Origin of the sequence: Megasphaera sp. DISK 18 (assembly GCF_001682955.1) — a bacterium.
Lineage (GTDB): Bacteria > Bacillota > Negativicutes > Veillonellales > Megasphaeraceae > Megasphaera > Megasphaera massiliensis.
Map to the genome: position 1 here is coordinate 1 of NZ_LUGJ01000015.1, position 25,782 is coordinate 25,782.

General features: G+C 48.5%; 27 protein-coding genes. 17 read left to right on the forward strand and 10 right to left on the reverse strand.

The window, feature by feature from the left end; all coding sequences use genetic code 11:
- Positions 1 to 54: 54 nt before the first annotated feature.
- Positions 55 to 345, reverse strand: coding sequence for a hypothetical protein (locus tag A0U42_RS03110; RefSeq protein WP_065359829.1), 291 nt, complete (start codon positions 343 to 345; stop codon positions 55 to 57).
- 172 nt (positions 346 to 517) lie between these two features.
- Here A0U42_RS03110 and A0U42_RS03115 point away from each other — a divergent pair, with 172 nt between their 5' ends.
- Entirely contained in the window at positions 518 to 904 is a 387-nt protein-coding gene (locus tag A0U42_RS03115) for a helix-turn-helix domain-containing protein (protein WP_065359830.1), read from the forward strand.
- Between the two features lie 135 nt (positions 905 to 1,039).
- Here the strand turns inward: A0U42_RS03115 and A0U42_RS03120 are convergent, their stop codons facing one another.
- Positions 1,040 to 2,446, reverse strand: a complete 1,407-nt coding sequence (locus A0U42_RS03120; RefSeq protein WP_065359831.1) for a sodium:solute symporter family protein — start codon at positions 2,444 to 2,446, stop codon at positions 1,040 to 1,042.
- A gap of 450 nt (positions 2,447 to 2,896) precedes the next feature.
- On the opposite strand from A0U42_RS03120, the gene A0U42_RS03125 reads away from it, so the two are divergent.
- The 6 genes from A0U42_RS03125 (at position 2,897) to A0U42_RS03150 (ending at position 7,694) form a co-directional block, all read left to right on the forward strand.
- Entirely contained in the window at positions 2,897 to 3,859 is a 963-nt protein-coding gene (locus tag A0U42_RS03125; protein ID WP_083122228.1) for a bile acid:sodium symporter family protein, read from the forward strand.
- 27 nt (positions 3,860 to 3,886) lie between these two features.
- Positions 3,887 to 4,732: a pantoate--beta-alanine ligase gene (gene panC / locus A0U42_RS03130; RefSeq protein ID WP_065359833.1), complete on the forward strand. Its 846-nt coding sequence runs from the start codon at positions 3,887 to 3,889 to the stop codon at positions 4,730 to 4,732.
- 104 nt (positions 4,733 to 4,836) lie between these two features.
- Complete coding sequence (locus tag A0U42_RS03135; protein ID WP_065359834.1) at positions 4,837 to 5,052, forward strand: hypothetical protein; 216 nt, start codon at positions 4,837 to 4,839, stop codon at positions 5,050 to 5,052.
- A gap of 28 nt (positions 5,053 to 5,080) precedes the next feature.
- On the forward strand, positions 5,081 to 5,719 hold the full coding sequence (locus A0U42_RS03140; RefSeq protein ID WP_065359835.1) for a DUF6803 family protein: 639 nt from the start codon (positions 5,081 to 5,083) through the stop codon (positions 5,717 to 5,719).
- A gap of 126 nt (positions 5,720 to 5,845) precedes the next feature.
- On the forward strand, positions 5,846 to 6,553 hold the full coding sequence (locus A0U42_RS03145) for a response regulator transcription factor (protein WP_065359836.1): 708 nt from the start codon (positions 5,846 to 5,848) through the stop codon (positions 6,551 to 6,553).
- Positions 6,540 to 7,694, forward strand: coding sequence for a cell wall metabolism sensor histidine kinase WalK (locus A0U42_RS03150; protein ID WP_065359837.1), 1,155 nt, complete (start codon positions 6,540 to 6,542; stop codon positions 7,692 to 7,694). Before A0U42_RS03145 ends, A0U42_RS03150 begins: the two co-directional genes overlap by 14 nt.
- A gap of 73 nt (positions 7,695 to 7,767) precedes the next feature.
- Here A0U42_RS03150 and A0U42_RS03155 read toward each other — a convergent pair whose 3' ends face one another.
- The 6 genes from A0U42_RS03155 to A0U42_RS03180 form a co-directional block, all read right to left on the reverse strand.
- Positions 7,768 to 10,440, reverse strand: a complete 2,673-nt coding sequence (locus A0U42_RS03155; protein ID WP_065359838.1) for a heavy metal translocating P-type ATPase — start codon at positions 10,438 to 10,440, stop codon at positions 7,768 to 7,770.
- 13 nt (positions 10,441 to 10,453) lie between these two features.
- Complete coding sequence (locus A0U42_RS03160; protein WP_065359839.1) at positions 10,454 to 10,774, reverse strand: metal-sensing transcriptional repressor; 321 nt, start codon at positions 10,772 to 10,774, stop codon at positions 10,454 to 10,456.
- A gap of 203 nt (positions 10,775 to 10,977) precedes the next feature.
- Positions 10,978 to 11,406: an OmpH family outer membrane protein gene (locus A0U42_RS03165; RefSeq protein WP_044503394.1), complete on the reverse strand. Its 429-nt coding sequence runs from the start codon at positions 11,404 to 11,406 to the stop codon at positions 10,978 to 10,980.
- 106 nt (positions 11,407 to 11,512) lie between these two features.
- Positions 11,513 to 11,923, reverse strand: coding sequence for a GerW family sporulation protein (locus tag A0U42_RS03170; protein WP_065359840.1), 411 nt, complete (start codon positions 11,921 to 11,923; stop codon positions 11,513 to 11,515).
- Complete coding sequence (locus tag A0U42_RS03175; protein WP_065359841.1) at positions 11,916 to 12,698, reverse strand: hypothetical protein; 783 nt, start codon at positions 12,696 to 12,698, stop codon at positions 11,916 to 11,918. The genes A0U42_RS03170 and A0U42_RS03175 overlap by 8 nt, the downstream gene beginning before the upstream one ends.
- Before the next feature lie 68 nt (positions 12,699 to 12,766).
- The gene (locus A0U42_RS03180; protein WP_065359842.1) at positions 12,767 to 13,891 is read right to left on the reverse strand and encodes an NADH:flavin oxidoreductase; all 1,125 of its coding nucleotides are present in this window, start codon (positions 13,889 to 13,891) and stop codon (positions 12,767 to 12,769) included.
- 286 nt (positions 13,892 to 14,177) lie between these two features.
- On the opposite strand from A0U42_RS03180, the gene A0U42_RS03185 reads away from it, so the two are divergent.
- Positions 14,178 to 15,461, forward strand: coding sequence for an adenylosuccinate synthase (locus A0U42_RS03185; protein WP_065359843.1), 1,284 nt, complete (start codon positions 14,178 to 14,180; stop codon positions 15,459 to 15,461).
- Between the two features lie 96 nt (positions 15,462 to 15,557).
- Here A0U42_RS03185 and A0U42_RS03190 read toward each other — a convergent pair whose 3' ends face one another.
- Positions 15,558 to 16,220, reverse strand: a complete 663-nt coding sequence (locus tag A0U42_RS03190; RefSeq protein WP_065359844.1) for a hypothetical protein — start codon at positions 16,218 to 16,220, stop codon at positions 15,558 to 15,560.
- A gap of 161 nt (positions 16,221 to 16,381) precedes the next feature.
- On the opposite strand from A0U42_RS03190, the gene A0U42_RS03195 reads away from it, so the two are divergent.
- From A0U42_RS03195 to A0U42_RS03210, 4 genes are read left to right on the forward strand one after another with little or no spacing between them, the layout of a single operon-like run.
- Complete coding sequence (locus A0U42_RS03195) at positions 16,382 to 17,233, forward strand: ParB/RepB/Spo0J family partition protein (RefSeq protein WP_065359845.1); 852 nt, start codon at positions 16,382 to 16,384, stop codon at positions 17,231 to 17,233.
- A 29-nt stretch (positions 17,234 to 17,262) separates the two neighbouring features.
- Entirely contained in the window at positions 17,263 to 17,793 is a 531-nt protein-coding gene (locus A0U42_RS03200; protein ID WP_065359846.1) for a DUF4446 family protein, read from the forward strand.
- Between the two features lie 13 nt (positions 17,794 to 17,806).
- Positions 17,807 to 18,817, forward strand: a complete 1,011-nt coding sequence (locus A0U42_RS03205) for a M23 family metallopeptidase (RefSeq protein ID WP_044503386.1) — start codon at positions 17,807 to 17,809, stop codon at positions 18,815 to 18,817.
- A gap of 47 nt (positions 18,818 to 18,864) precedes the next feature.
- Positions 18,865 to 20,034: an ABC transporter substrate-binding protein gene (locus tag A0U42_RS03210; protein WP_083122231.1), complete on the forward strand. Its 1,170-nt coding sequence runs from the start codon at positions 18,865 to 18,867 to the stop codon at positions 20,032 to 20,034.
- On the opposite strand, the gene A0U42_RS03215 is transcribed toward A0U42_RS03210, so the two are convergent.
- Positions 20,022 to 20,744 (reverse strand): M48 family metallopeptidase, encoded by a 723-nt coding sequence (locus A0U42_RS03215; protein WP_065359847.1) that lies wholly within the window; start codon positions 20,742 to 20,744, stop codon positions 20,022 to 20,024. The genes A0U42_RS03210 and A0U42_RS03215 overlap by 13 nt on opposite strands.
- Positions 20,745 to 20,829: 85 nt before the next feature.
- Between A0U42_RS03215 and A0U42_RS03220 the strand changes: the two genes are divergently transcribed.
- The 5 genes from A0U42_RS03220 (at position 20,830) to A0U42_RS03240 (ending at position 25,782) form a co-directional block, all read left to right on the forward strand.
- On the forward strand, positions 20,830 to 21,384 hold the full coding sequence (locus A0U42_RS03220) for a 3'-5' exonuclease (protein ID WP_044503384.1): 555 nt from the start codon (positions 20,830 to 20,832) through the stop codon (positions 21,382 to 21,384).
- A gap of 180 nt (positions 21,385 to 21,564) precedes the next feature.
- Complete coding sequence (locus A0U42_RS03225) at positions 21,565 to 22,512, forward strand: 2-hydroxyacid dehydrogenase (RefSeq protein WP_065359848.1); 948 nt, start codon at positions 21,565 to 21,567, stop codon at positions 22,510 to 22,512.
- Between the two features lie 157 nt (positions 22,513 to 22,669).
- A complete protein-coding gene (locus A0U42_RS03230) occupies positions 22,670 to 23,365 on the forward strand; it encodes a FadR/GntR family transcriptional regulator (RefSeq protein WP_065359849.1) in 696 nt (231 codons plus the stop codon).
- Positions 23,366 to 23,490: 125 nt separating this feature from the next.
- Positions 23,491 to 24,738 (forward strand): enolase C-terminal domain-like protein, encoded by a 1,248-nt coding sequence (locus A0U42_RS03235; RefSeq protein WP_065359850.1) that lies wholly within the window; start codon positions 23,491 to 23,493, stop codon positions 24,736 to 24,738.
- A 105-nt stretch (positions 24,739 to 24,843) separates the two neighbouring features.
- A complete protein-coding gene (locus A0U42_RS03240; protein ID WP_218055517.1) occupies positions 24,844 to 25,782 on the forward strand; it encodes a TRAP transporter substrate-binding protein in 939 nt (312 codons plus the stop codon).

Genomic DNA, 25,782 nt, shown 5'->3' on the forward strand with positions numbered 1-25,782 from the left:
CTTGACGGGTAGCAGTTCATTTTATGATACCGGTATTTTTTGATTTTCGCGAAACTATGCAAGGGTATAAATCTTTACTTCCGGATCTCCTGTCCACAGGGGCTGAAGGCCGACGAAGACGTCGTTTTTGAAGAGGTCGCTGGAAAGATAAGCCTGGGCGTGTTCGGCACTGTCAAAACCGTGGAGTACCTGTACGTCTTCATCGCGGATGAGCAGTTCTTTGGTCAAGGCTCCTTCAATAGTCGTCAGGAAGGGCTGGCGGTAGTCCGTATATACTTTGGTGGCAGCCGGTCGATTGGCGGCATCGATTTTCATGGTAATTTCTAAATAAGCTTTTACGTTCATAGTATGTTCCTCCTTTTCGGTTTTCTGTGAGCTCTTCTTCATTATAGCTTTCTTACTCGGCCGGGAGAAGATATAAGCAAATTTATAAGTCACTATTCATTTTAATAGTAACTTGAAGGGAGAAAAGGGAGCTACTATAATAAAATCAGCATCAAGAAAGGTGGCGTGAACGGTGTATAAGCCTAAATTAGAAAAGGATATCCGATGTCCTTTAGAATATGGACTGTCTGTTTTTGGCGGTAAATGGAAATCGAGGATAATCTGTGTGTTAGCTGAAAACGAAAGACTGCGATACAGCGCTATCCGCAGGGAAATGGCGAATATTACTGATGCCGTCTTGGCAGCGACCTTAAAAGAATTGATGAATAACGACATGATCGAACGGCATCAGTTTTATGAAATTCCGCCTCGTGTTGAATACGGATTGACGGCCAAGGGGTACTCATCGGTTCCTATACTTCAAAGTATCTGCAAATGGTCCGGCGCCTATCATCGGGAGGATAATGAGCATACGATGCGTCAGTGTCAAAAATGTGATTACAATCAGCGGACTGACTGAGGGAGACCTATGTGTTCTTATAATCCGAGCAGGATTTTTCAACGGGTACAGCCGATAAAAAAAGAGAGATTGTCACCGAGTGGATGACGATCTCTCTTTTTCGTGGATACCGTGCGTTTTTGCAGGATATGTCATTTAACTTTTCAGTTCAGGCATTTTGATGGGTGTCTTATCGACGAGGCGGACAATCAGCAAGGTGATGATACAGATGACCCATTCAAAGTAGATGACATGGGGCAGCAGGCGGACAGCCGGGCATAACTGCCAGAGAATGAGGCCGGCGATGCCAACCAAAGTCGTCCAAAAGGCCGTGTTTTTACGGCACAGGGACGGGGCGAAGAGGGTGCACAGGAATACCAAGGTAAAGGCTGTCGTAAGGCTCAGGCCAATGAGCATAACCTTTACGATGCCGACGGCATAGAAGGCCATCAGCAGGGTGATGGCGCCAATGATGACGATGATCAGGCGGTTGGCTTTGACGTAGGTCATGTCCGACATATTCGGCTTGATAAAACGTTTAAACACGTCCTGAGAGATGAGCGTGCCGGCGCCGAGGAGGATGGTGCAGGCCGTCGATACGTCAGCGGCCCAAAGGGCGGCTAAGGTCATCCCGGAAGAGAAAGGATCGAGGCTCATGATAATCTGCGGCAGGGCCAGGGTCGGATTGATATCGGGGAACTGGGCCTTGGCAGCCAGGCCTAAGATGGCCGATAAGAAGCCGATAGGGAAAATCAGCAGGCCGCCGAGAATGAATCCTTTTCGGGCTTCCTTGGCGCTTTTGGCGCCGCAGGCAATCTGTACCGGCCCTTGGGCCGTGATAGCTTGGGTGGTCATGACGATGATCCAGCCCATGAGGACGGCGAAGGACAGGCCGCCCATGGGAGAGAACCAGTTGAAGTCCGCTGCCGGAAGCGCTGCGTTGATGCCGCTGATGCCGCCGTCGCGGATGAGGATGCGAATCAGGGAATAGATGATGCCAAGGTAAATGACGGTAACGCTTAAGATATTGGACAGGCCCGACGACCACAGGCCTCCGATGGCCGTGATGCCGACGAAGACGATGGCGCTGGTAATCATGCCGCCCTGCATGGAAAAGATATCCGGCATGAGGGCGTGCAGGATGGAGCCGCCGGCGACGTACTGCAGGGACGTGATGCAGAGCATGATGAGAGACAAGCCGATGACGCTGATGATGCGGGCTTTTTTATCGTAGCTCCGTTCAAAGAGTTCGGGAATGGTCGTACAGTTCAGAGACCGGTATTTGCCGGCGGCGACGAAGCCCATGACGATGGCCCCGATGGCCCAGGCGGCGTTGTACCAACCGGCAGCTAGGCCGACTTTGACGGCACTTTCGGCGACGCCGACGGTGGAAGCTGCGCCGACGGCCATGCCGGTAATGCTGACGGCGACCAGGCCGGTGGAAAACTTACGGCCGGCAAAGAGATATTCCGTCGGGTTTTGACTGGCCCGATGTTTGACGTACATGGAAATGGCAAATAATAAGATGATGTATAAGATGACAATAGCAAGTTGAATCGACATGTTCCTTGTAGCTCCTTTTTTTGATATTTTGCAACATTGGTTCCTTACAAGGGAACAACATGTGACAAGAATTGGTAATATTATAGGATAAAATGATGAAAAATACAAGGATTTTATCGATGAAGGGACTCTTTTTTTCCGATTTTGCAGGGACCATTGCATGAGGCGCATAAATATGGTATGATACGGCCGAGGCAAAAGATAGCATCACGCAATGTGAGTTATACTTTTTTTATGTCTACTATCGATTCATTGTCTGCTTGGATCTGATTCAGACCGAGACAGGAAGGATTGCTCATCATGTTATGGCCGTAAAGCCATATCTGTGTTTTTTCACGATATGTGCCTGTGCTAAGTGACGGTTGCAGATACCCATACCTTTCAGTCCGAGCTGAAAGGTATTTTTTTATGTCCTTTTGCCCCGAAACTAAGACAGGAGGTATAAATTTATTGAAAAAGTGTTGTGATTTTCTAGTCCGTAATATGGCCGTCTTCGTCGTCCTCATCGGCGTTGTCGGAGCCTTGTGCCCTTGGACCCTGAAATGGGCCGCCCCTTATGTTGGCTGGCTCTTGGGCATCGTCATGTTCGGCATGGGCATGACCTTGACCGTAGAGGACTTTAAGACCGTTTTTAAACGGCCTTGGGAAGTTTTCATCGGCATCTTTGCTCAGTTCCTGATCATGCCTTTCGTGGCTTGGGCCTTGGTGCGGTTGTTTGCTCTGCCGCCGGAACTGGCCATTGGCGTCATCTTGGTAGGTACCTGCCCGGGTGGGACGGCATCGAATGTTATTTCCTACTTAGCTAAGGGCGACGTAGCCCTGTCGGTATCGATGACGATGGCGACGACCTTGTTGGCCCCCATCGTTACGCCGGCTTTGACTTGGCTTTTGGCGGGCGCATGGATTCATGTTTCTTTCTTGTCGATGATGATTTCCATTGTCCAGATGGTCCTGGTTCCGGTGCTGCTCGGCTTAGGGGTTAACCATTTCTTTGCCCGCGGCGTCGAACGGATTCTTCCGGCCATGCCCGTCGTCTCCGTCGTCACCATCGTCATTCTCGTAGGCTGCGTCGTATCCCTCAGTGCATCTCGCCTTTTCGATGTCGGTCTGCTCATGGCGGTCATCGTCGTCCTGCACAACGTCTTCGGACTGACCCTCGGCTACCTCATGGCCAAACTGTTCCGCCTAGATTCGAAAAAATCCCGGACCGTCGCTATCGAAGTGGGCATGCAAAATTCCGGAATGGCAGCGTCCTTGGCTGTTTTGTACTTCAATCCGGCAGCGGCTATTCCCGGTGCTATTTTCAGTGTCTGGCACAATATTTCCGGATCCCTCATTGCCAACTACTTCTCTCGCCGCGATGAAAAGGGTGATGGCGTCGGTGTTAAAGAATCGACAGCCCATGCGGCATAATCTATTTTTATAAAGGAGTTTATGATCATGAAAATTTTCCGTACTGTCAAAGAAATGCAGGCATTTTCCCGTGAACAAAAGAAGGCCGGCAAGGTCATCGGCCTGGTCCCGACTATGGGTGCCCTCCATGAAGGCCATCTGACGCTGATGCGGACGGCAAAAGCCGCCTGTGACGTCGTCGTCGCTTCGGTCTTCGTCAATCCGACCCAGTTCGGCCCCAACGAAGACTACGATGCCTATCCGCGCCGCTTTGAAGAAGACTGCCGGAAACTGGAAAGCGGCGGCGTCGATGCCGTCTTCCATCCGGAACCGTCGGAAATGTACCCCAAGGGTTACTGCACCTACGTCAATGTCGACGGCGATATTACCCATAAGCTCTGCGGTGCCCAGCGGCCCATCCATTTCCGCGGTGTGGCAACGGTCGTCACTAAGCTGATCAATATTACCGGCGCCGACGAAGCTTTCTTTGGCCAAAAAGATGCCCAGCAGGTCGTCGTCGTCCGCCGTTTCGTCAGTGACCTCAATCTGCCCGTCCATATCAACATGGTCCCCATCGTCCGTGAAGACAGCGGTCTGGCTCGGAGTTCGCGCAATGCTTATATGTCCGACACTGAAAAAGAAGCAGCCCTGGTCCTCTCGCGCAGCCTGAGAAAAGCCAAGACGGCTTATGACGGCGGCGAAAAAGATGTAGAAAAGCTGAAAGCCATTGTTACGGCCGAAATTGAAGCCGAACCGATGGCCTCCATCGATTATGTCGACCTCTTTTCCTTCCCCGGCTTGGAACCGATCCAAACGGTTTCCGACGAAAGCCTGTTGGCCATTGCCGTCCGCATCGGTAAGACCCGCCTCATCGACAATATCATCTTAAAATAGTAAATCTTTATATTTTCTTGACATTTCCTCCATATCTTTTTCGCACCATTTTGGTATACTCTAACCATAGAAATGATGATGATTTTCTTTAGGAGGTTATATCTATGAAAAAGAAGGTACTGCTTATCGTAGCTGCTCTTTCCGTTATGGCAGGATTCTCTGCTTTTGCAGCCAATTCATATTCAGACCAGAATGATTCTTCTTATTACAACAATGGTTATTACTGTCACGGCAATGGCTACTACAGTGACAATGGCGCTGGCTACGACGACGGCTATTGCCATGGCCCGTACATGGGCCACCATGGCTATCAGAGATAATCATTTGTTTTAAAAGGGGGAAGTTAATATGGTAATGACTCATTACATGGAGCTCTTGTCGCTTCATTCACCGTGGTTTTTGATTCTCTTCATGCTGGTACCGATGGTATTGGCTGAAACGATTTTGGCATCGGGTGCCTTTTCCTTGCTGTATAAGGATCATCGCAGCGAAAAATGGGACAGCCTGAGCCACGTCTGCGGCATTATTCTCGGGGTATTCTTCATCATTGCGACGGTATACATCGTCACGTCTTACGTACCGACCATTCAGTGGCGCGGTCCTATCGACATGGTTTCGATTTGGGCTTACGTCCTCGGCGTCATTCCTGCCGTTTTGATTCTCTTGCAGGAATTGGGGATTATCTTCAAGAACCAGGACTCTACGTCTAAGATCAAGAATCATATCGTGCTCATGATTCTCTTCGTTCTGTTCACCCACTTGGCCATGGTCTTTGGGATGGCAGATCCGAAACTGGCCGGCTACGTTCCGACGCAGCAGGAAATGCAGATGCATGACAACATGCAGATGGACATGAATATGCCTATGGATCACAGCCAGATGAACCATGACCAGATGAATCACGACCAGATGAACAATGGTCAGATGAACCACGATCAGATGGGTCATGACCAGATGAGTCACGATCAGATGGATTCGAATAAATAAGATTTCGTGTATTTTCAATCATAAGAATGGACTGCTTCTTCGGAGGCAGTCTTTTTTTGATGGGGTCGCTCCTATAGAGGCCATATGGTACAATAGAAACAAAGAAATTTTTGGAGGTGAGCCTTTTTGCGTACCAATTCCATTCTCATCGTCGATGACGATGAAAAGCTTTGTGCCTTGCTCCGATCCTATTTTGAAGAGGAGCGGTTTGTCGTGTACATCGCTCATGACGGCTTGGAGGCCTTGAATATTTTGCGGAACCAAAAGCCGCAGATCATGCTGCTCGATTTGATGATGCCCGGCATGGATGGGTTTGAAGTCTGCCGTAGGACGCGGCAGTTCAGTGATATACCGATTATTTTTCTGTCGGCAAAAGATGATGAAACGGACCGTTTGGTAGGGCTTAATATCGGCGGTGATGACTATGTGACCAAGCCTTTTCACGTCAAGGAAATCATCGCTCGCGTTTACAGTCTGCTGCGCCGCACTCGCGGCGAGGTCCTGCAGCAGCCGACGTCGTACATGATTCGCGATTTGGTCATCGATAAAGAGAAGTTCACTGTTCTTCGAAAGGGGCAGCCTATCGTACTGACGCCGACGGAATTTAATCTCTTAGACGTGTTGTCAGCGTCTCCGGACCGTGTCTTCAGCCGTATGCAGCTCATGGATAAGATACAGGGCGGCTACAGCTTTGAGGGCTATGAACGGACTATCGATACGCACATCCGCAACCTGCGTAAAAAGCTGGAGCCCAATCCGGCCGAACCTACGTATATCTTGACCGTGTACGGCATCGGCTATAAATTTGTAGGAGGCAGCCATGAAGAGGTCTGACAGCATCGTTATTCGTCTGACGGCCTTAGTCTTCATTCTGCTGCTTTTGACGATTGCTATCTTGCTCATTTTGGTCAATAATCAGATGAATAACCATTTTTCCCAATACCTGACCAATATGTCTCATATGATGGGCAATGCCCAGAACGGCATGGGCATGGGCATGAGCGGTATGCACGGATCGATGCACGGGCCGGCAGAGAGCACCTATATTTCAGCGGTCCACCAGTCCTTGCTGTGGGTCGGTATCGGCATGATTATCGTCAGTGTTATTGTCAGCTATTTTGTCGTCCGGGAAATCATGCGCCCCTTATCGACCCTGACCGGTGCCGTCCAAAAAATCAGGACCGGAAGTTACGGTCAAACGGTATCCGTGGAACGCCACGATGAGGTCGGTGTCCTGACGGAGTCCTTTAATGAGATGTCGGAAGAACTGGCGCGAAATGACAAGATGAGGCGGCAGCTATTTGCTAATATTGCCCATGAGCTTCGGACCCCTCTGGCCATTCTCCAGGGGAATTTGGAAGGCATGATCGATGATATTATTCCCACAGATAAAAAAATACTCTTGTCTATGGCCGATGAAACGGTGCGCATGGGTCGCCTTATTCAGGATCTGCGGGACCTGTCCTTGGCAGAAATCGATGAATTGACCCTCCATAAGGAGCCGGCCGATATCAATACGATGTTAGAACGGGCGGTCAGTATGCTTCAGCCCTTATGTGAGGAAAAATCGCTGACAGTTCGACAAAACCTAAGTCGTGATCTGCCGTCTCTTGTCATCGACGTCGATCGCATCAATCAGGTCATTTATAATTTACTGAACAATGCCATCCGCTATATCGACAAGGGCTGTACGATTACCGTTTCAACCATGAAGGTTGCCGTAGAGGGGAAACCTTATGTCCAGGTACAGGTTGCCGATACGGGAAAGGGGATTGCTCCGGAAGATTTGAATCATATTTTTCAATACTTCTATCGCAGTGAGCAGTCACGGAATCGAAAAAGTGGCGGAAGCGGCATCGGCCTCGCTTTGGCACAGCAGTTTATCCGCAGTCACGGCGGCAACATCTGGGCTGACAGTACGGTCGGCAAGGGAACGACCTTTACCTTTATTCTCCCCCTTAAGGCAGAGATCTAGAACAAATATTAAGTCTGTTAAGCAGAAAAAGGGCTCATCCGAAAAATCGGATGAGCCCTTTCCTATTGTTCGATTATTTTACTAATTCATAGCCTGCGTCGGCAATGACCTTAGCAAAATCTTCCATGGGAATATCTTTGCTGAGGGTGACGTCGGCTTTTTTACCTTCCAAGTCAACCGTAACAGCGGTGACGCCGTCCATAGCGGACAATGCTTCATGTACGTGATTCTGGCAGTGTTGGCACATCATGCCTTCGATTTTCAGTGTTTTTTCCATCGTTTCATCATTTCCTTTCTTAGGTTCGTTAGAAACTTTTCCTGTATCTTCAGCAGTTTTATCTGCGGAAACGGAGGTTGTGGCTGCTTCGACCGCTTTTGATTCAGCGGCGGTAACAGCAGGCTGGGATTTATCGATACGTGTTTCACGTGAAACACGGGAGCTGTGCGTCGTTTGGAAGAAACGCAGGCGCAGGGCGTTCATGCAGACGGTAAAGCTTGAGAGACTCATGGCTGCGGCGCCGATCATGGGGCTCAGGCGGATGCCGAAGGCCGGATAGAGGAGGCCGGCGGCCAAGGGAATGCAGATGACGTTGTAGAAGAACGCCCAGAACAGGTTTTCCTTAATGTTCTTGATGACGGCTTTACTGAGGCGGATGGCGCTGACGGCGTCGAGAAGGTCGCTGCGCATGAGGACGGCGTCAGCGCTTTCGATGGCGACGTCTGTGCCGGCACCGATGGCCATGCCCAAATCGGCTTTAGCAAGGGCCGGAGCGTCGTTTATGCCGTCGCCGATCATGGCGACTTTATGGCCTTTCGCCTGGAGGGCGGCAATGTGTTTTTCTTTATCCTGAGGCAGGACACCGGCGATGACCTGAGGAATGTGGAGGTGCTGGCGGATGGCTTCAGCCGTGCGCTGGTTGTCCCCGGTCAGCATGACGACGTTGATGCCCATCTTGGCAAAGGCTTCGATGGCTTCGGCACTCGTTTCTTTTTCGACGTCAGCGACGGCGATGATGCCGATGATTTCTTTTTCATTGGCGAAGAGGAGCGGCGTCTTGCCGTCGTCGGCCAGGGTGTTGAGGGGTGCCGTAATGGCTGTCGTATCGATGTGGACTTCATCCATGAGGCGGATGTTGCCGGCGTAATAGGTTTTCCCGTCGATGACGGCTTGGACACCGCGGCCGAAGAGAGCCTTAAAATCACTGGCGGTTTTCCCTGTGAGGCTGTGATCGGCGGCATAGGTATTGATAGCTTCGGCCAAGGGGTGTTCACTGCCTTTTTCGAGGGCGGCAGCAAGGGTGACTAATTGGTCATCATTGCCCTTAAGGGCGATGATGTCGGTAACTTTCGGGCGGCCTTCGGTAATAGTACCGGTTTTATCCATGACGACGGTATCGATGGCATGGGCCGTTTCTAAAGCTTCACCGGACTTGATGAGAATCCCATTTTCAGCACCTTTACCGGTACCGACCATGATGGCTACTGGCGTTGCCAGGCCCAGGGCGCAGGGGCAGGAAATAACCAGGACGGCAATGGCTGTCGAGAAGGCGAATTCAGCGCTGAAGCCTAAGACGAAGTACCATACGATACCGGTTACTAGAGCGATGGCGATGACGGCCGGTACGAAGTAACCGGAAATGGTGTCGGCCAGTTTGGCAATAGGAGCCTTGCTGGCACTGGCTTCGTCGACGAGTTTGATGATTTGGCTGATGGTCGTGTCGGAGCCGACGCGCTGGGCTTTGATGTGGATGAAGCCCGTTTTATTGATCGTAGCCGACGTAACTTTGTCGCCGGCCTGTTTTTCGACAGGAATGCTTTCACCGGTAATGGCCGATTCGTCGACGCTCGTCGAGCCTTCCGAAATGATCCCGTCAGCGGGGATGCTTTCGCCCGGGCGGATGACGATTTCATCGCCGACGACTAATTCTTCGACGGGAATGACCGTTTCGATTCCGTTACGAAGGACCGTCGCCTGTTTCGGTGCCAGGTCCATCAGTTTTTCGATGGCCGTACTGGTCTTGCCTTTGGCGCGGGCTTCAAGGTACTTGCCGATATCGATGAGGGTGACGATCATGCCGGCCGATTCAAAGTACAGGTTCATGCTGTACTGGGAGACCAGTGCTAAATCGCCGTGGCCGAGGCCCCAGCTCATGCGGAAGATGGCGAAGACACCGTAAAGGGCGGCAGCCATCGAGCCTAAACCTACCAGGCTGTCCATGTTCGGCGCCCCTTCAAAGAGGTTGCGGAAACCGTTGATATAGTACTTGCGGTTCAGGTACAGGATGGGAAGGATTAATAAGAACTGGGTAAAGGCAAAGGTAATGGCATTTTGCGGTCCATGGAATACGTAATGGATGAAGTCCGGAATGGGAAGGCCGAACCATTCATTAAACATATGATACATCGAAATGTACATGACCGGGATCAAGAAGATGATGGATCCGATGAGACGCTGCTTCATGGACTTCATTTCTTCTTTTGCTAAATCGGAGGCGCTCTTCTGCGGCGCTCCGGATGAGGCGGAACTTCCCGTATCTGCCGGGCTGGCACCGTAGCCGGCATCGACGACGGCTTTGATGATATCTTGCTGGCTGACGACGTTTTCGTCGTAGTCGGCCTGCATGCTGTTGGTCAAGAGGTTGACGCTGGCTTTATCGATGCCGTCCAGCTTATTGACTGCTTTTTCAACACGCGTTGAGCAGGCAGAGCAGCTCATGCCGGTAATGGTAAATTTTTCGTGTTTCACTAGGCTCACTCCTTTATTTCATGAGTTTTTGCAAGGCTCCGACGAGTTCATCGACGACTTCGTCTTTGCCATCGCGAATATCATCGACGACGCAGCTTTTGATATGCTGACCTAAGAGCTCTTTATTAAAGGCATTCAATGCCGATTGGATGGCACTGACTTGAGTCAGGATATCGATACAGTAGCGGTCGTCTTCCAACATGTTTCTCACGCCTCGGACCTGGCCTTCGATACGGTTCAGCCGCGATACGAGAGATTTATATTCTTTGCCCTCTTTGCTGCGGTACTTATGTTTTTCAGAATTGCAGCAGGGACAGACATCTTTTTCTTCCATAGTATTGGTTCCCTCCTTAGATACCCCCTTGGGGTACATTGTTATAATATACCCAATGGGGGTATATGTCAAGAGCGAGTGTGGGATTTTGATATATTTTTACAAAAAGGTTGGAAAAAGGCTTTGTTATAGCTTCTATAGGCACGAAGAAGGCACAAAAAAAGACTGCCACGAAGGTGACAGTCTTTGGAAAATCGATGATTTTATTTTAACAAGGCTTTGACGGCATCCGTTTCGTCGGTAGCATTTTCAGCACCGGCGATGATAGCGCCCTGAGCGACGATGCTGTCGAGGCCTTTTTCTTTACGGACCTGTTCGACTTTAGAAACGACGTCTTTTTCAATCGGAACGACGAGTTTCGTTTCGAGCTGGCTGAGGTTCTGTGCCAATTCACGGCCGAGGTTCTGTCTTTCCTGATCGGTCTTCAGTTTCGGGGCCTGTTTAGAGAACTTGTCGTTAGCGTCTTTAATAGCCGATTGCATCTGAGCGCTGACTTTCGGGAAGTCTTTGTGCGCTTGAACGAGGGCGTCGAAATTAACGTAACCGACACCGGCAGCAAAGGCTGACGATGCAGCTGCAAGACTCATCATACCCATAACGGCGAGAGATGCCAATTGTTTTTTTAATTTCATAATTTATTCCTCCTATACCGCGGTGCGGTTCAAATACTAAATATGATTATTATTATATTATAACAAATTTAGTTAAGAATTACAATAATGAGCAAAAGAGCTAAGCTTATTTTTCCTCTTTTTCAGGGGATTCATCTTCTGCATCGTCGTGGATATAAATATATTTATCCTTCTTCATCTTGTCGATGATTTCCGGTGCCATGGCGATGAGCTTTTCAAAGGCCGAGGCCTGATAGCCGCCTTTTTTGATGGAGAACATTTCGACGCGGTCGCCTTTGATGACCAGGATAGCTGCCGGTTCGAGTCTGGCTCCACCGCCGCTGCCGATACTGTCGCGGCCGCTGTCGGTCTTACCGTTCAGTCCGCCGGTACCAAAACCGAAGGTGACGTCGACGAAAGGAACCAAGATGGCATCGCCGATGTGGACTGCCTGGCCGACGACGGTTTCGACTTTGATCATTTCTCTGAAACTTTCAAAAATTTGCTCTAAATTGTTTTTGATATTCGAGTTATCCATAGCGCGTCTCCTTATTCACAGCAAACCAATGAATTATTATATGGCGTACAGGTCGCGACAAGGCAAACATCAAGGTGAACAAGAGGAGCATTGCCGGATAGAGGCGACCTGAAGCGTAGGCGGTGCAGTCATATTGTTCTTCCAAAAAGTTGAAGTGAAGATTTTCGAGATTTCCGGGACAATAGGCGTATAGTGCGCCGGCTAAGAAACCGGTTTTATGCGGAGCCGGAAGGCCTAGGATTCCGCATAAGGACAGGTGACGAATTTGACCGTGGCCGATGAGGCGGGACAGCCAAGTGAAAAGAGCGGCCAAGAAGTCGGTGTTGACGATGAGGGGAATCAACTCTCCGAGGCTGTCCTTCTTCTTTTCAGGAGGGTCCTTGCCGGCTTCCTTGTCAGGTTCTTTTTCAACCTCTTTTTTAACAGCCTTTTCGACTTCTTTTTCGATATCTTCCATAGGCGGAAGCGTCTCATCTGCTGTTTTTCGGATTTCCTCAGATGGGGCTGGAGGCGGTTTTTCCCGGGATTCTTCCATCGGGGTTGACTCTTTTTCCGAGGGCAGGCTGTCCTTTTTTCCGAGGATATAGAGTTCATCCTTAAATTCTTCACCTACGGTATAGGACCAGGATTTTCGAATCAGCTGCCGTCCCCAACCGGCACTGAAGGTCAAGTGGAAGGGCGGGCCGATATGGACTTTGATTTCATAAGTGACAGGCAGACATAAAATGAGCAGGATCGTGCTGAATAGTATGACGGCAATGGCGATAAGCGTCATGACCAGCCCTCCTCTTCCATGCGTACAAAATCAACACGTAGCGAATCTCTTTATTTCAGTATAGAATCTCAGACTTCTTGATTTTCTTTTTCCCGCTTATTGAAGATGCAGTCGACGTTTTCAGCGCCGAAGCAGCGCGAACAGGAAATGCATAAGGACGGCTCGGTATCGCCTTCGCGCCACCGTTTGGGAAGATCCGGCTGACGCAGGAAGGGGCGGCTCATGGAAATAAAGGCCAAATCCGTTTCACTAAGGGCCTGTTCCATTTCTTCGGCACTGCGGAAGCCGCCGACGACGCCGATATCGACTTTACCTTTTAATAAGGAAGCGGCCTCGGCAGCATAGTTTTTAAAATACATCGGTTCCTTCGTGCGCTTAATGGCCCGGATCGGCCCTTTGCGCGGAAGGGACGATGTATTGCCGCCGCTGACTTCGATGGCATCGACACCTTCTTCAGCAAGCCAGGTCATGACCTGTTTGCTTTCTTCAAAGGTCAGGCTGCCGTCTTTCATGAAGTCGGCACAGTTCAGCTTGACCCAAATGGGGTAGTCCGGACCGACGGATTTTCTCATAGCCGCAATGGCTTCTAAGAGGAAGCGGGCCCGGTTTTCTAAGCTGCCGCCGTATTCATCGGTACGGGTGTTAAAGTGGGGGGACAAGAATTTGCTGGCCAAATAACCGTGAGCCCCATGGAACTGGACGCCGTCGAAGCCGGCTTCTTGGGCTCGTTTGGCTGCCCGGGCAACGGCTTCAATCAGTTTATGAATCTGATCGATTGTCAAGGCCTTCGATTCTTGGGTCCATTTGGCGACCTTTTCGGTAACGCCGCTGGGACTGAAGATGATGCGTTCTTCCCCTTCGGGAACTTCCGGCAGGAGGATGGCCGATCCCATGACGACGAGCTGAGCGACGACTTTACTGCCGTGGTCGTGGACGTGCTGGGTAACCTTGGCAAGGGGTTCGATGCACTGGTCATCGTCAATTCGAATCTGGCAGTGCTGCCGCGGTTCCATTTTATTGGTAGCCATCATACCGGTAATGATGATACCGGCACCGCCGTCTGCCAATTTTTCATACATTTTGGTCAGATTTTCTGTCGGCACACCGTACCTTCCCATTCCTTCAAACGTAGCAGAACGGATAATACGGCAGTTCGTTTCAATACGGCCGATGCGACAGGTATCAAATAACATAGTAAAAATCTCTCCTTGGTAATAAAAATTGAATTTCAGTTTTTTCTTTGGTATTTCCATATTATACAATATTTGTTGAAATAAGCCAATGAGTTGTTTTATCAAGTCTGTATCGAAATGTTTCTTTTTTATTTTTATAGGGAGCCCGAGGGAAAATTTTTTTTATTCAAGCTGACATCGTAAAAAAGGGGTAAAAGCTATTGCCTTTTTAGTAGCATAACTATAAGGCCTATGGTATAATGTAAGTGTTTGTTAATTTTGCAATTCATGAAGGGATGTTGAATACATGGCTACAGCAATGGTAATCGGAACCCAGTGGGGCGACGAAGGAAAAGGTAAAATCGTAGATTATTTGGCCCAAAAAGCCGACGTCGTCATCCGCTCCCAAGGTGGGAATAATGCCGGCCATACGGTCGTCGTTGACGATAAGTCCTTTGCACTGCGCCTCTTGCCGTCGGGAATCCTCTTTTCCGAAAAAACTTGTATCATCGGCAGCGGTGTCGTTGTTAACCCGAAAGTCCTCCTCGAAGAAATTGAAAGCATGACTTCAAAAGGCGTAACTATCAGTAAGCTGGAAATTTCTACGCGGGCACACGTCATTATGCCGTACCATGTCCGTATTGATGAAGAAGATGAAAAGCTCAAGGGCGATGCTAAAATCGGCACGACGAAAAATGGTATCGGCCCCTGCTATGCCGATAAAATCAACCGTGTCGGCATTCGCATTGGCGATCTCATGGACCGCGATGTTTTTGCGGAAAAATTGCGTAGCAATATGGAATTGAAAAATCGTCTCTTTGAAAAATATTACGGCTGCCAGGGCTTCGATTACGATGAAGTACTCCAGGAATACCTCGGCTATGCCGACCAAATCCGCCAGTATGTAAAGGATACGAACTACTCGGCTAACCTCTACGTCAGTGAAGGTAAGAAGGTCCTCTTTGAAGGGGCTCAGGCAGCTATGCTTGATTTAGACCATGGTACATATCCTTTCGTTACCAGCTCGAATCCGACGGCCGGCGGTGCCTGCACCGGTTCCGGTGTCGGTCCGCGCCGCATGGAAAATATCGTCGGTGTCGTAAAAGCCTATACGACTCGTGTCGGTGCCGGTCCGTTCCCGGCGGAACAGCTCAACGAAATCGGTGATTATCTGCGCAATACGGGTCACGAATTCGGTACCGTTACCGGCCGTCCCCGCCGCTGCGGATGGCTCGATACGGCTGTTGTAAAATACGCAGCCATGTTGAACAGCCTCGATTATTTGGCTATTACCCGCCTCGACATCCTCGACGACTTGGATACGATTAAAATCTGCACGGGCTATAAATACAAGGGCCAGCAGCTGAAAGAATATCCGGCCAGCCTCGATGTCCTTGAAAACGTCGAACCGATTTATGAAGATATGCCGGGTTGGAAGACGTCGATTTCAAACTGCAAATCCTATGATGAACTGCCGGAAGCAGCCCGTCATTATGTGGAACGGATCAGCGAACTCGTCGGCGTACCTCTGGGAATCGTCTCTGTCGGTCCGAACCGCAATCAGACCATCATTCTTAAAACCATTTTTTAAGTAACTGAATTATACCATAACAAAAAGGACCTGCCATTTACATGGCAGGTCCTTTAACATAGATATTCAAGTTATGGAGACTGACGGTGTTATAATTTATTCTCCGCAGTGACCGGCCATGGCGCAGCCGCCGCAGGAACCGCCGCAAGTGCTGCATCCGCCTTCGGCAAAGTTAAGGCCAATCATACCGGCGACTGTTTTACGGGGCATGAGCATACCGCTGGGAAGAAGGGAGACACCAATCTGTTCGGCATGAACGGCTTGAGCGATATTGGCTGTCTGACCGGCCGGCCAGTCACCGGTACCGGGGCTCATGGCCCATACGGCTTTATAACCTTTATCGGCACTGGCTTCATCGAGAGTATCGACGAGCTGCTTGGTGTAGTTAGCCGTGGCAACGGCTGCGGCCGAATCGAGGGCTAAGCCTCGGGTGATTTCTTTATCCATGAACAGCTTGTCGATGGCTTGTTCCACGGTTTCGCCGAGGGTGACGGCATACATTAAGACGATGGCCGAATCCTCGATGAGCTGACGGGCTGCCTGGCTGTTGACGGTAAAAGGACTGTCGCAGAGTACCATGTGCGACGTATTATCGTAGAAGCACTGCTGGCACGAGGCCTGTGGTTTTGCCAGTTCCATGACGCGTTGGCAGGCTTCGTTTACAATATCATCGGACAGCTCTTGAGCGCCGCGCTGCTGGGCATATTCTTTGACGCTGGCAGCGTCTATTTCCTTTAAGGGATCTGTAAATAGTGGCATATGTTACATCCTTTCTGAATGAGGTATTTTTTTCCTTATTATATCATATAACTTTCATAAAATTGGAGAAAAGATGAGAGAATAAATATTTGATTAAATGAGTGATAGACTATATACTATAATATAGACCTAAAAATAATTACGAGAGAAATGAGGTGGCCATGGTGGCAGGCGACGGTCATTCTGCGAAAAAGGAAGGAATCACTGACATTGCTGTCGAATGTATTGTACCCAACCCCAGGCAGCCGCGTCGCTCCTTTGATGAAGCGGCTTTAGAGGCCTTAGCCGAGTCTATCCGCCAGCATGGTTTGGTTCAGCCCATTGTCGTCCAAAAGTCAGGACCCGGTCAGTACGAACTCATTGCCGGAGAGCGAAGGCTGCGGGCGGCCAGGCGATGCGGGCTGAAACTGATTCCGGCGATTATTCGTCGGTATACCATGGCAGAAGCCGCTGAAATCGCGCTTATTGAAAATTTGCAGCGCGAAGACTTGGATGCGATTGAAGAAGGTCTGGCTTATGATCGCTTGATGACTGAGTTTGGTCTGACCCAAGAGCAGACGGCGCAGAAAGTTGGAAAAAGTCGCTCTCATGTCGCCAATATGGTCCGGCTGCTGCAGCTGCCGGAAGCGATTAAAAGTTTGATTGTCGAAGGCAAACTGTCTATGGGACAGACCCGTCCCTTATTGCAGCTTCCGACGGAGAAACAGCAGTGCGAAGCAGCCCTTTACATCTTGAAATACGAGTTGTCCGCCCGAAAGGCCGAAGCTTTTGTACGGCGACTACTGGCTGAGAACGGTCCGAAACCGGAGCCCGATGCCCATCTGGCACTCTTACAGGATAAGCTGAAGATGGCTTTGGGAACGGATGTTTCTATTCAGATGCGGCCCGGACCGGGACGAGGAAAAATTGAAATTTCATTTTCATCAGAAGCGGAGTTTGAACGACTGATGTCGATACTCACCGAAGAAAACGACGGCCGTGAGCGGTCGACCTTTTCTTCGTTTCATATATAATCTATTGGTATATCTACGGGAGGAACAAAATGTTTAATGTTGACATGCAGGTTGCTGCGATGGCGCTTGCCGGTATAGGCGGTTTGCTTTTATTGATTTTGCTCGTCTATATTGCCTTTTTACACTGGAAAATCAAAAAATTAGAAACGAAGTATACCTTTTTTATGCAGGATGAAACGGGAACCAGCGTCGAAGCGAAACTGCGGGATGATGTTGAAAAGCTGCACAATCTGCAGGGGACCCTGGATTTGATTCATCAGACACAAAAAGATATCATGGCTGTACAGAACCACTGTTTCCGTAAAATCGGTTTCGTAAAATACAATGCCTTTGACAATATCGGCAATAATTTAAGCTTTGCCTTTACGGTTCTCGATGGGAAAAATGACGGATTCTGTCTTTCCAGTGTGTATGGCCGCAATGAATCCCGTATTTTTGCAAAACCAATTGTTGACGGAAAGTGTCTTTATGGCATGAGTGAAGAAGAAAAAGAAAGCCTGGACAACGCTTTGAATTACAGCGGTGACATGCAGGCTATTCAGAAGGATACGGAAGAATAAAGAGGGGAAAAAGGTGAAGTTCCAACTTAAGGACTATCCATGGATGAAGGCCCTGCAAAATTGGTGGCAGCGAGTAAAGCCGACGAAGATGCCGGCTTGGTGGCCTGCCTCTTTGCAGGTTGACCGGACCGAACCATTGGTGGTAACGCCGGAGCAGTATAAAAAATTCATTCGCATCGGAGTCGCGACAGCAATTTTCATTGTAATTGCTGTCGGCATCGGTATCTATGAATTCGTTTCGCTCCAACAGGCTAAAGACCAAGAAATGCTGCATGAACAGCAGCTGGAGCTGATGCGGGATAAGACGACATCGCTCCAAGAAAAAATGGATAAAATGGATGCACTCGACCAGGAACTGCGGCAAATGGTCAAGGGATCGGGGGCTGGTGACAGCCCAAAAGGTGACGGTGGCGTAGCAGGGGGACAGAAGAAATCTCCGGACCTTTCGAATGCCAGCTACAATGACCTGTTATTGGCCACCTCTCGTTTGGAAACGCGCAGCAATGCCCGTATTATCAGCTTTATCACCTTAAAGACCGTCCTTAGCGATACGGCCGGTCAACAAGTATTGCAGATGCAGCAAAACAGCCGTATGTACCAGGTCGGCGGCAATTCAGGCAGTCCCAACAGCGCATCTACCGTGCCGTCTATTTGGCCGGTCACAGGGACCGTTACGTCTGAATTCGGGTATCGAGGGAATCCTATTGGCGGTGGTTCCGGCTTCCATGAAGGGATCGATATCGGCGTTGACTACGGTGTCCCCGTTCGGGCAACGGCAGCCGGCAAGGTTACCATGGCCGGCTGGGTCGATGGCTACGGTAACTTGGTTGAAATCGATCATGGAAACGGTTTTGTTACCCGCTATGGTCATAATTCCATGCTCCTCGTTACAGTCGGACAGGAAGTCCAAGCCGGATCTATTATTTCACTGGCCGGCAGCACCGGCCGGAGTACGGGACCTCACGTCCACTATGAGGTCCGGGTCAATGGATCGCCGACGAACCCCTTGCTGTTTTTGCCTTGATAAAAAACTTTGGCAGACTTTTTTTCAAATGAGGAAGGAGGACTTTCATGAAAAAAAATGTTCAGTTCCTTGTCCTATTTGTCTTTTTGTCTGCCTTTTTGTTGGGCGGATGTACCTTTATTCGCCAGTATACAGGCGTTCTCATCGGAACCAATCTGGCTCTGAGCGGAAAAGGGATGTCCTATTCGGCGTCAACCGAACGAGGCATCGAATTGGCGAAGGATATTGTCAATGAACGCGGCGGCCTGCTGGGCAAACCGGTACAGCTGGTATCGGTAGATAATCACGGAAAGCCCGAAGATGCCGTGGCTGCGATTCAGCAGCTGAACGTACGACACGTGTCGGCTATCATCGGTCCTGATATAACCGACTGTACGAGAGCCGTCATTCCAAATGTGGAAGCCGTTAAGATTCCCCTTATCAGTCCGGCCGGGACACAGCCCGATATTACTGTCGATATTCGGGCCAATGAAGTCTATCAATACATGTTCCGAGCAGCCTTTATCGACGCCTCTCAAGGTCGGGCTATGGTAGATTATGCCCGCCATAACCTTCATGCCGGCAGGGCGGCTGTCTTTTACTATCCTGATAAGATGTATGCGCAAGGACTGGCAGAATACTTTCGCAGCGCTTTTCTTGCCGGCGGAGGCGAGGTCCCTATCTTTCGAGCTGTATCGGATCCGGGAGAACTCGTTCAGGTTGTATCTGAATTAAAAGCCGACGGCGTCGATGTCATTTATCTGCCGGGATACGACGATTGGACGATTCCGGCTATTAAAGTATTGAGAAGTCAAGGAATCTCCGTGCCGTTGTTGGGGCCTGACGGCTGGAACAGCCTTAAAATGGAAAGGGATATTGAGCCTCAATATCTGACGAATCTTTATTATACCGATCACTATGCCGGAAACGAGTCGAGTGAGGCTGCTCGTCAGTTCTCTCAAGCCTATTATGAAAAATACGGCGTTTGGCCCGATGGCTATGCAGCCCTTGGCTACGATGCCTTTATGATGACGGCAGCCGCCATTTCACGCTGTCAGTCCGGGGATCCGACAGAGGTCGCTAAAGAATTGGTCAAGACGATTGACTACCAAGGGGCGACCGGGACGATTTCCCTTGACGCCAATCACGATGCGATTAAAGATGTGTTCATCCTGACTTTCAAAGACGGCGAGCCGGAACTTGCAGCGACGATTCCACCTGATTATCAGATGCAGTAGGGCAGATAGCGGTTCATGGCCTTGCGGCGCTCCTTCCAGTCCGGCATGCGGACGGTCATGACGTCATAAAAATGGCGGGAATGGTTGGGGTGGATGAAGTGGCAGAGCTCATGGAGCATGACGTGGTCAATGATGGCTTCCGGCATAATGACCAAGTAGGTGTTCATGGTCACGATGCCTTTTAGGGGCATGCACGAGCCCCAGCGAGAACGCATGATTCGTTGTTTGAGGACCGGTTCTTTGAGGTTATATTCTTTAAATAAGGGCAGCATTCGTTGGAGACTGTCTGAAAAAAGGGGCGCTCCAATGCGCTGCAAAAGCTGATGATACAGTTTCTGCCTCGTCTGCGGCGTATCTTCCTTGAGCTCCATAAACACCGTGTCCTGGTTTCGCCGGATGGAATTGCGAAGGCCCAGTCTGACGTCGAGAAGGTAAGGATTGCCTGTAATCAAGAGGGTTTCGCCGTCACTCAGTGTCAGGAAGGGAGAATTTTGCTGCTGTTCCTGCATCTTTTGGACGGCTCGGCAGATAAGGTCGCTCTTTTTTTGTAAGAAGGCTTCGATATACTCCCAGGGCACACGGGGCGAGGCTGAAATAAATAGATTCCCGTCATTTCGGATATGGAGATTGATATTCTTTACTTTTTTGCGGACGACCGTTACGGAAAATGTCCGGTCCTGAGCCGCAAAGGTATATTGTTCACTGGTCATAGAAATACCTCGTACAGATAACGTAATCAGAATGCAGATTTTATTGTAAGTAGATTTTAGATTTTTGTCAAAAGGATGGTATCGTATGCTTGATTTTACGGCATTTGATTTTGAAACGGCCAATAAATACGCCAACAGTGCCTGCTCCTTGGCGGCGGTCACCATGAATGACGATCAGTGTGTCCGCCAGGGCTATACGCTGATTCGGCCTCCCTTTATGGTATTCGACCCGGGAAACATTGAAATTCACGGGATTCAGCCGGAACAAGTCGCCCATAAACCGAAATTCGATGCCTTGTGGGGGAATATCCGAACCCATTTAGAAGGGCGGATTTTGGTGGCTCATTACGCCGTTTTTGATACGCGCGTCCTGCGCAGTCTCCTGAAGTATTACCATTTAGAAAAACCACAGGCTTCGTATGCCTGCACGGTAGAAATATCGCGCCGCGTGTGGCCGGATCTGCCCAACCATAAACTCGATACGGTTGCCGGTTATCTGGGCTATTCTTTCCAGCACCATCAAGCCCTTGATGATGCCAGAGCCTGTGCTCACATCGTCTTAAAAGCGGCCGAAGCCGTAGGCGCTTCGTCGATGGAAGAATTGTTGTGGGAAACGAATTTAAAATTAAAACAGCTATAATTTACTGTTGGCAGTCCTTCACGATTGCCGGCAGTATTTTTTTCCTTATTTTTGATGTATGCTATCTGTTTTTTGTATAGCATTACATTTTATATGCTTATTTCCCATAGAGGATTACAAATCCCTACTATCTGCGTATAATTAAGACAGTGATTACTATCCTGAAAGGAGCTTTTTAACATGAAAATCGTCTTATTAGAATCGTTAGGTATCAGTCAGGATTTACTTGACTCTTATGTAAAACCGCTTACGGAAAAGGGCTATGAATTTGCAGCCTATGAAAGAAATGATGACGTCGCTGTCCAAATCGAAGAAGCAAAAGATGCCGATATCCTCATTATTGCCAATATGCCCCTTAAGGCAGAGGTCATCAACGCCTGCCCGAATTTAAAATATATCGATGTCGCCTTTACCGGCGTCGATCACGTAGCTCTCGACGCTGCCAAGGCCAGAGGCATCAAAGTCAGCAACGCATCGGGCTATTCGACCGTTGCCGTTGCAGAACTGACCATTGCCATGATGCTTGATTTACTGCGCCGCGTTCCTCAAGTCGACGCAGCCTGCCGGGCCGGAGGCACGAAAGCAGGGCTTGTCGGCAACGAATTGGAAGGGAAAACCGTCGGTCTTATCGGGACCGGTCATATCGGTCATCGCGTAGCCGAATTGGTCCATGCCTTCGGTGCTAAGGTCATCGCTTACAACGGTTTCTCCCATAAAGAAGATACGGAATTGATCAAGTATTTGCCGTTGAAAGAACTGATGGCTCAGTCTGACATCGTCAGCCTTCATTGCCCGGTAACGGAACAGTCTAAGGGCATGATTAACGCAGAAACCCTGTCTTATATGAAGCCGACAGCCTTCCTTATCAATGAAGCTCGCGGTCCGGTTGTCGTCTCAAAGGACTTAGCCGACGCCCTCAACAGTGGTAAAATCGCCGGTGCCGGCATCGACGTCTTTGAAAAAGAACCGCCCCTCGACACCGATCATCCCCTCCTCCATTCAAAGAATACCATCGTCACGCCGCACGTAGCCTTTGCGACGGCTGAATCGATGGCTAAGCGGGCGGTTATCGTCTTTGATAATATCGACGCTTATCTTGCCGGAAATCAGAAAAACGTCGTTCTCTAAGTATTATTGAATGAAATGCATCGCTTGATATAAAATTATTCTTTTTTATCAAGCGATGCATTTTTGTTTATTTTGCTATTGAATTTTTACATATTGAATGATACAATCAAGTCAACTTGAAAGACGTCATACAAGTTATTCTATTTGGGAGATTGCTATGCCTATTATTAAAAAGACAAATATATCACAACAAGTTTTTTCTTTTTTACAAGAAAATATTGAAAACGGGACTTGGCCTATCGGATCTAAAATTCCCTCAGAAAATGAGTTAACGAAAATGATGGATGTCAGTCGATCCAGTGTAAGAACTGCGATACAGCAATGCATTGCTTTGAATATTTTGGAAAGGCAACATGGCCGAGGCACCTTTGTAAAAAATAATGATGTGCGTGGCGTCGTGAATACCATTCATACACTGACTCAGAGTGACTATAACGATATTCTGAAGGTCTTGGAATTTCGGAAGATTATAGAGAGTGGCAGTGCATCTTTGGCCGCAGCGCGTATTAGCAAGACTCAATTAGATAAATTGCAGAACATCTTGGAAACGATGAAGAAGAAAAGTAACGAGCCTAATGCCTTTGTTCAGGCGGATATGCAATTTCACCTAGAAATTAGCCGTGCTTCGGGGAATGTTCTCATCAAAAGTGCTTTGCAAAGTATTTTAGGACAGACCCTCCGTTCCAGCCAACAACTGAATCTTCTTTTTGGTTACAAAGATGGTGTCTATTACCATACTAAGATTTTAAATTCAATGAGAAATAAAGATTCTAACGAAGCTAAGATGTGGATGGAAGAACATATGCAGCATGCCATGGATCAGTTACCGAATATTATGTCAAAAAAGCGATAAGGGAGGAGGTAGTTTATTCTCGCTCAACTTGTATGACGACATACAAGTTGAGCGAGCGGAATATTTAGGTAATTATCGTTTAAAGATATGAATTTAATTATACAAGTGTGTTAGGAGGAGTATTGATGAGCTTAAAAATTACTGATGTCCGTGTAATATTGACGGCTCCGGAAGGGATTAATCTGGCGGCAGTAAAAGTGATGACCAACCAAGACGGATTATATGGCGTCGGGTGTGCAACCTTTGCTTATCGGGTAAAAGCCGTAAAGTGTCTGATTGAAGAATATATAAAGCCCTTGTTAGTCGGACGAGACCCCCAAGATATTGAAGAATTATGGCAGTTAATGCATCAGAATGGGTATTGGAGAAATGGTCCCATTGAGAACAATGCTATTTCGGGTATTGATATGGCTTTGTGGGACATAAAAGGTAAACTTGCCGGATTGCCCTTATATCAGCTCTTCGGAGGGCGTATTCGTAAAGGGGTTCCAGTATATCGGCATGCAGACGGAAGAACGTTAGAAGAATTGTGTGAAAATATTCAGAGATTTCAGGAAATGGGAATCAAGCACATTCGGTGTCAATGCGGGGGATATGGCGGTACCTGGCAGCCTAAGGGAGTAGCTGATTCTCCAGAAGGGGCTTATCCGGGGATTTATTTAGATAGTCAGCAGTATATTAAAGATACCTTAAAGTTGTTTGATGGGATTCGTTCAAAATTGGGCTTTGATATTGAACTCATTCATGATGTCCATGAACGCATCAGTCCGACAGAAGCTATGGGCTTCGTTAAAGAATTAGAGCCGTATCGCCTCTTCTTTGTAGAAGATGTACTGCCTTTAGACCAAATTGAATGGTTCAGAAAGATTCGTTCGAGTTCTACGACTCCCTTGGCAGAAGGGGAATTATTCAATAATCCTGCTGAATGGAGGGATTTGATTACAGAGCAGTTAATTGATTATATTCGCGTCCACCTCAGTCAAATTGGCGGGATTACTCCGGCTCGAAAATTAGCTGTTTTTGCAGAGCAATTCGGAGTCAAGACGGCTTGGCATGGCCCGGGAGATATGACGCCGATTGCCCATGCGGCTAATGTTCATATTGATTTAGCGGCACCTAATTTCGGTGTTCAAGAATGGTCCGGCATTGAACCGCCTAATGTAGTTATCCAAGATGTTAAAGGTCCTCATGGTGCGCTATTGGAGGTATTCCCAGGGCTGCCTGAATTCCGCAATGGATATGTCTATCCTAACGATCAGCCCGGATTAGGGGTCGATATTAATGAAGAGGAAGCCGCTAAATATCCTTGCAGTAATGAAATTGTCCAGTGGACACAGACCAGAAAAATCGATGGAGCTTTACAACTTCCATAATAAAATATAAGACTAAAAGGAGATGAATATAATGCGGAGAATTCTGATGGGGCTGCTTTTATTGGGCACGCTCTTGCTGTCCGCCGGCTGTGGGGGAATAAGAGTGTGTACGATGCAGATGGCGTAGCCCATTTGAGATTGGCTCAGGCCTCAGCTTCTGATGGTGCTATTGGTAAGAGCTTAGAAATATTTGCAAAAGATGTTTACGATAAAAGTAACGGGCGCATACAGATTAGCGTATTTCATAATGGCCAATTGGGCAGCGAACGAGATAATATAGAAGCCTGTGAATTAGGAAATTTAGATATTGCTGTGGTTAATCAAAGTGTATTGGCTAATTTTATTCCGGAAATTGCCGTCTTTGACCTTCCCTATACGATTGAAAGTGAAAAACATGCAGACGCTGTGTTTTTAGGTCCCATCGGAAATGACTTTCTTCAGCGATTGTCTTCTGTTAAACTGCACGGACTTGGGATTTGGGAATCAGGGTTCCGGGATTTGACAAATTCTAAGCGGCCTGTAGTCAATGTAGACGATGTCTATGGATTGAGAGTTCGTGTTATGGAAAATAAAATTCATCAAGAGCTTTGGAAGGCCTTAGGGGCCGATCCTGTACCGATGTCCTGGGGCGATGCTTATACAGGCCTTCAGCAAGGGGCCTTGGACGGACAGGAAAATCCGCCGACGGTCATTGACAAAAATAACGTTGTAGAAGTAAATAAAAACATGGCTATTACACAGCATGTATACTCTACTGTATTTTTGATTATGTCGCCTCAGACTTGGGAAGGTCTTACCCCTGAGGATCAACAGCTCATTACAGAATGCATGAATCGGGCTAATTTAGATGAACGACGTTTAAGTCGACAGATGGATAAAGAAGCCTTAGATACCTTGGCTTCAAAAGGCATGACAATTACGTATCCCAATAAGGAACAGTTTATTGCGGCTACCCAAGGCGTACGCGAAGAGTTTAGCGGCGCGTTTACAGATACCTTAAATCGTATTAAACAAACGGCTGTCGATATTAAAGAGGGGGAATAG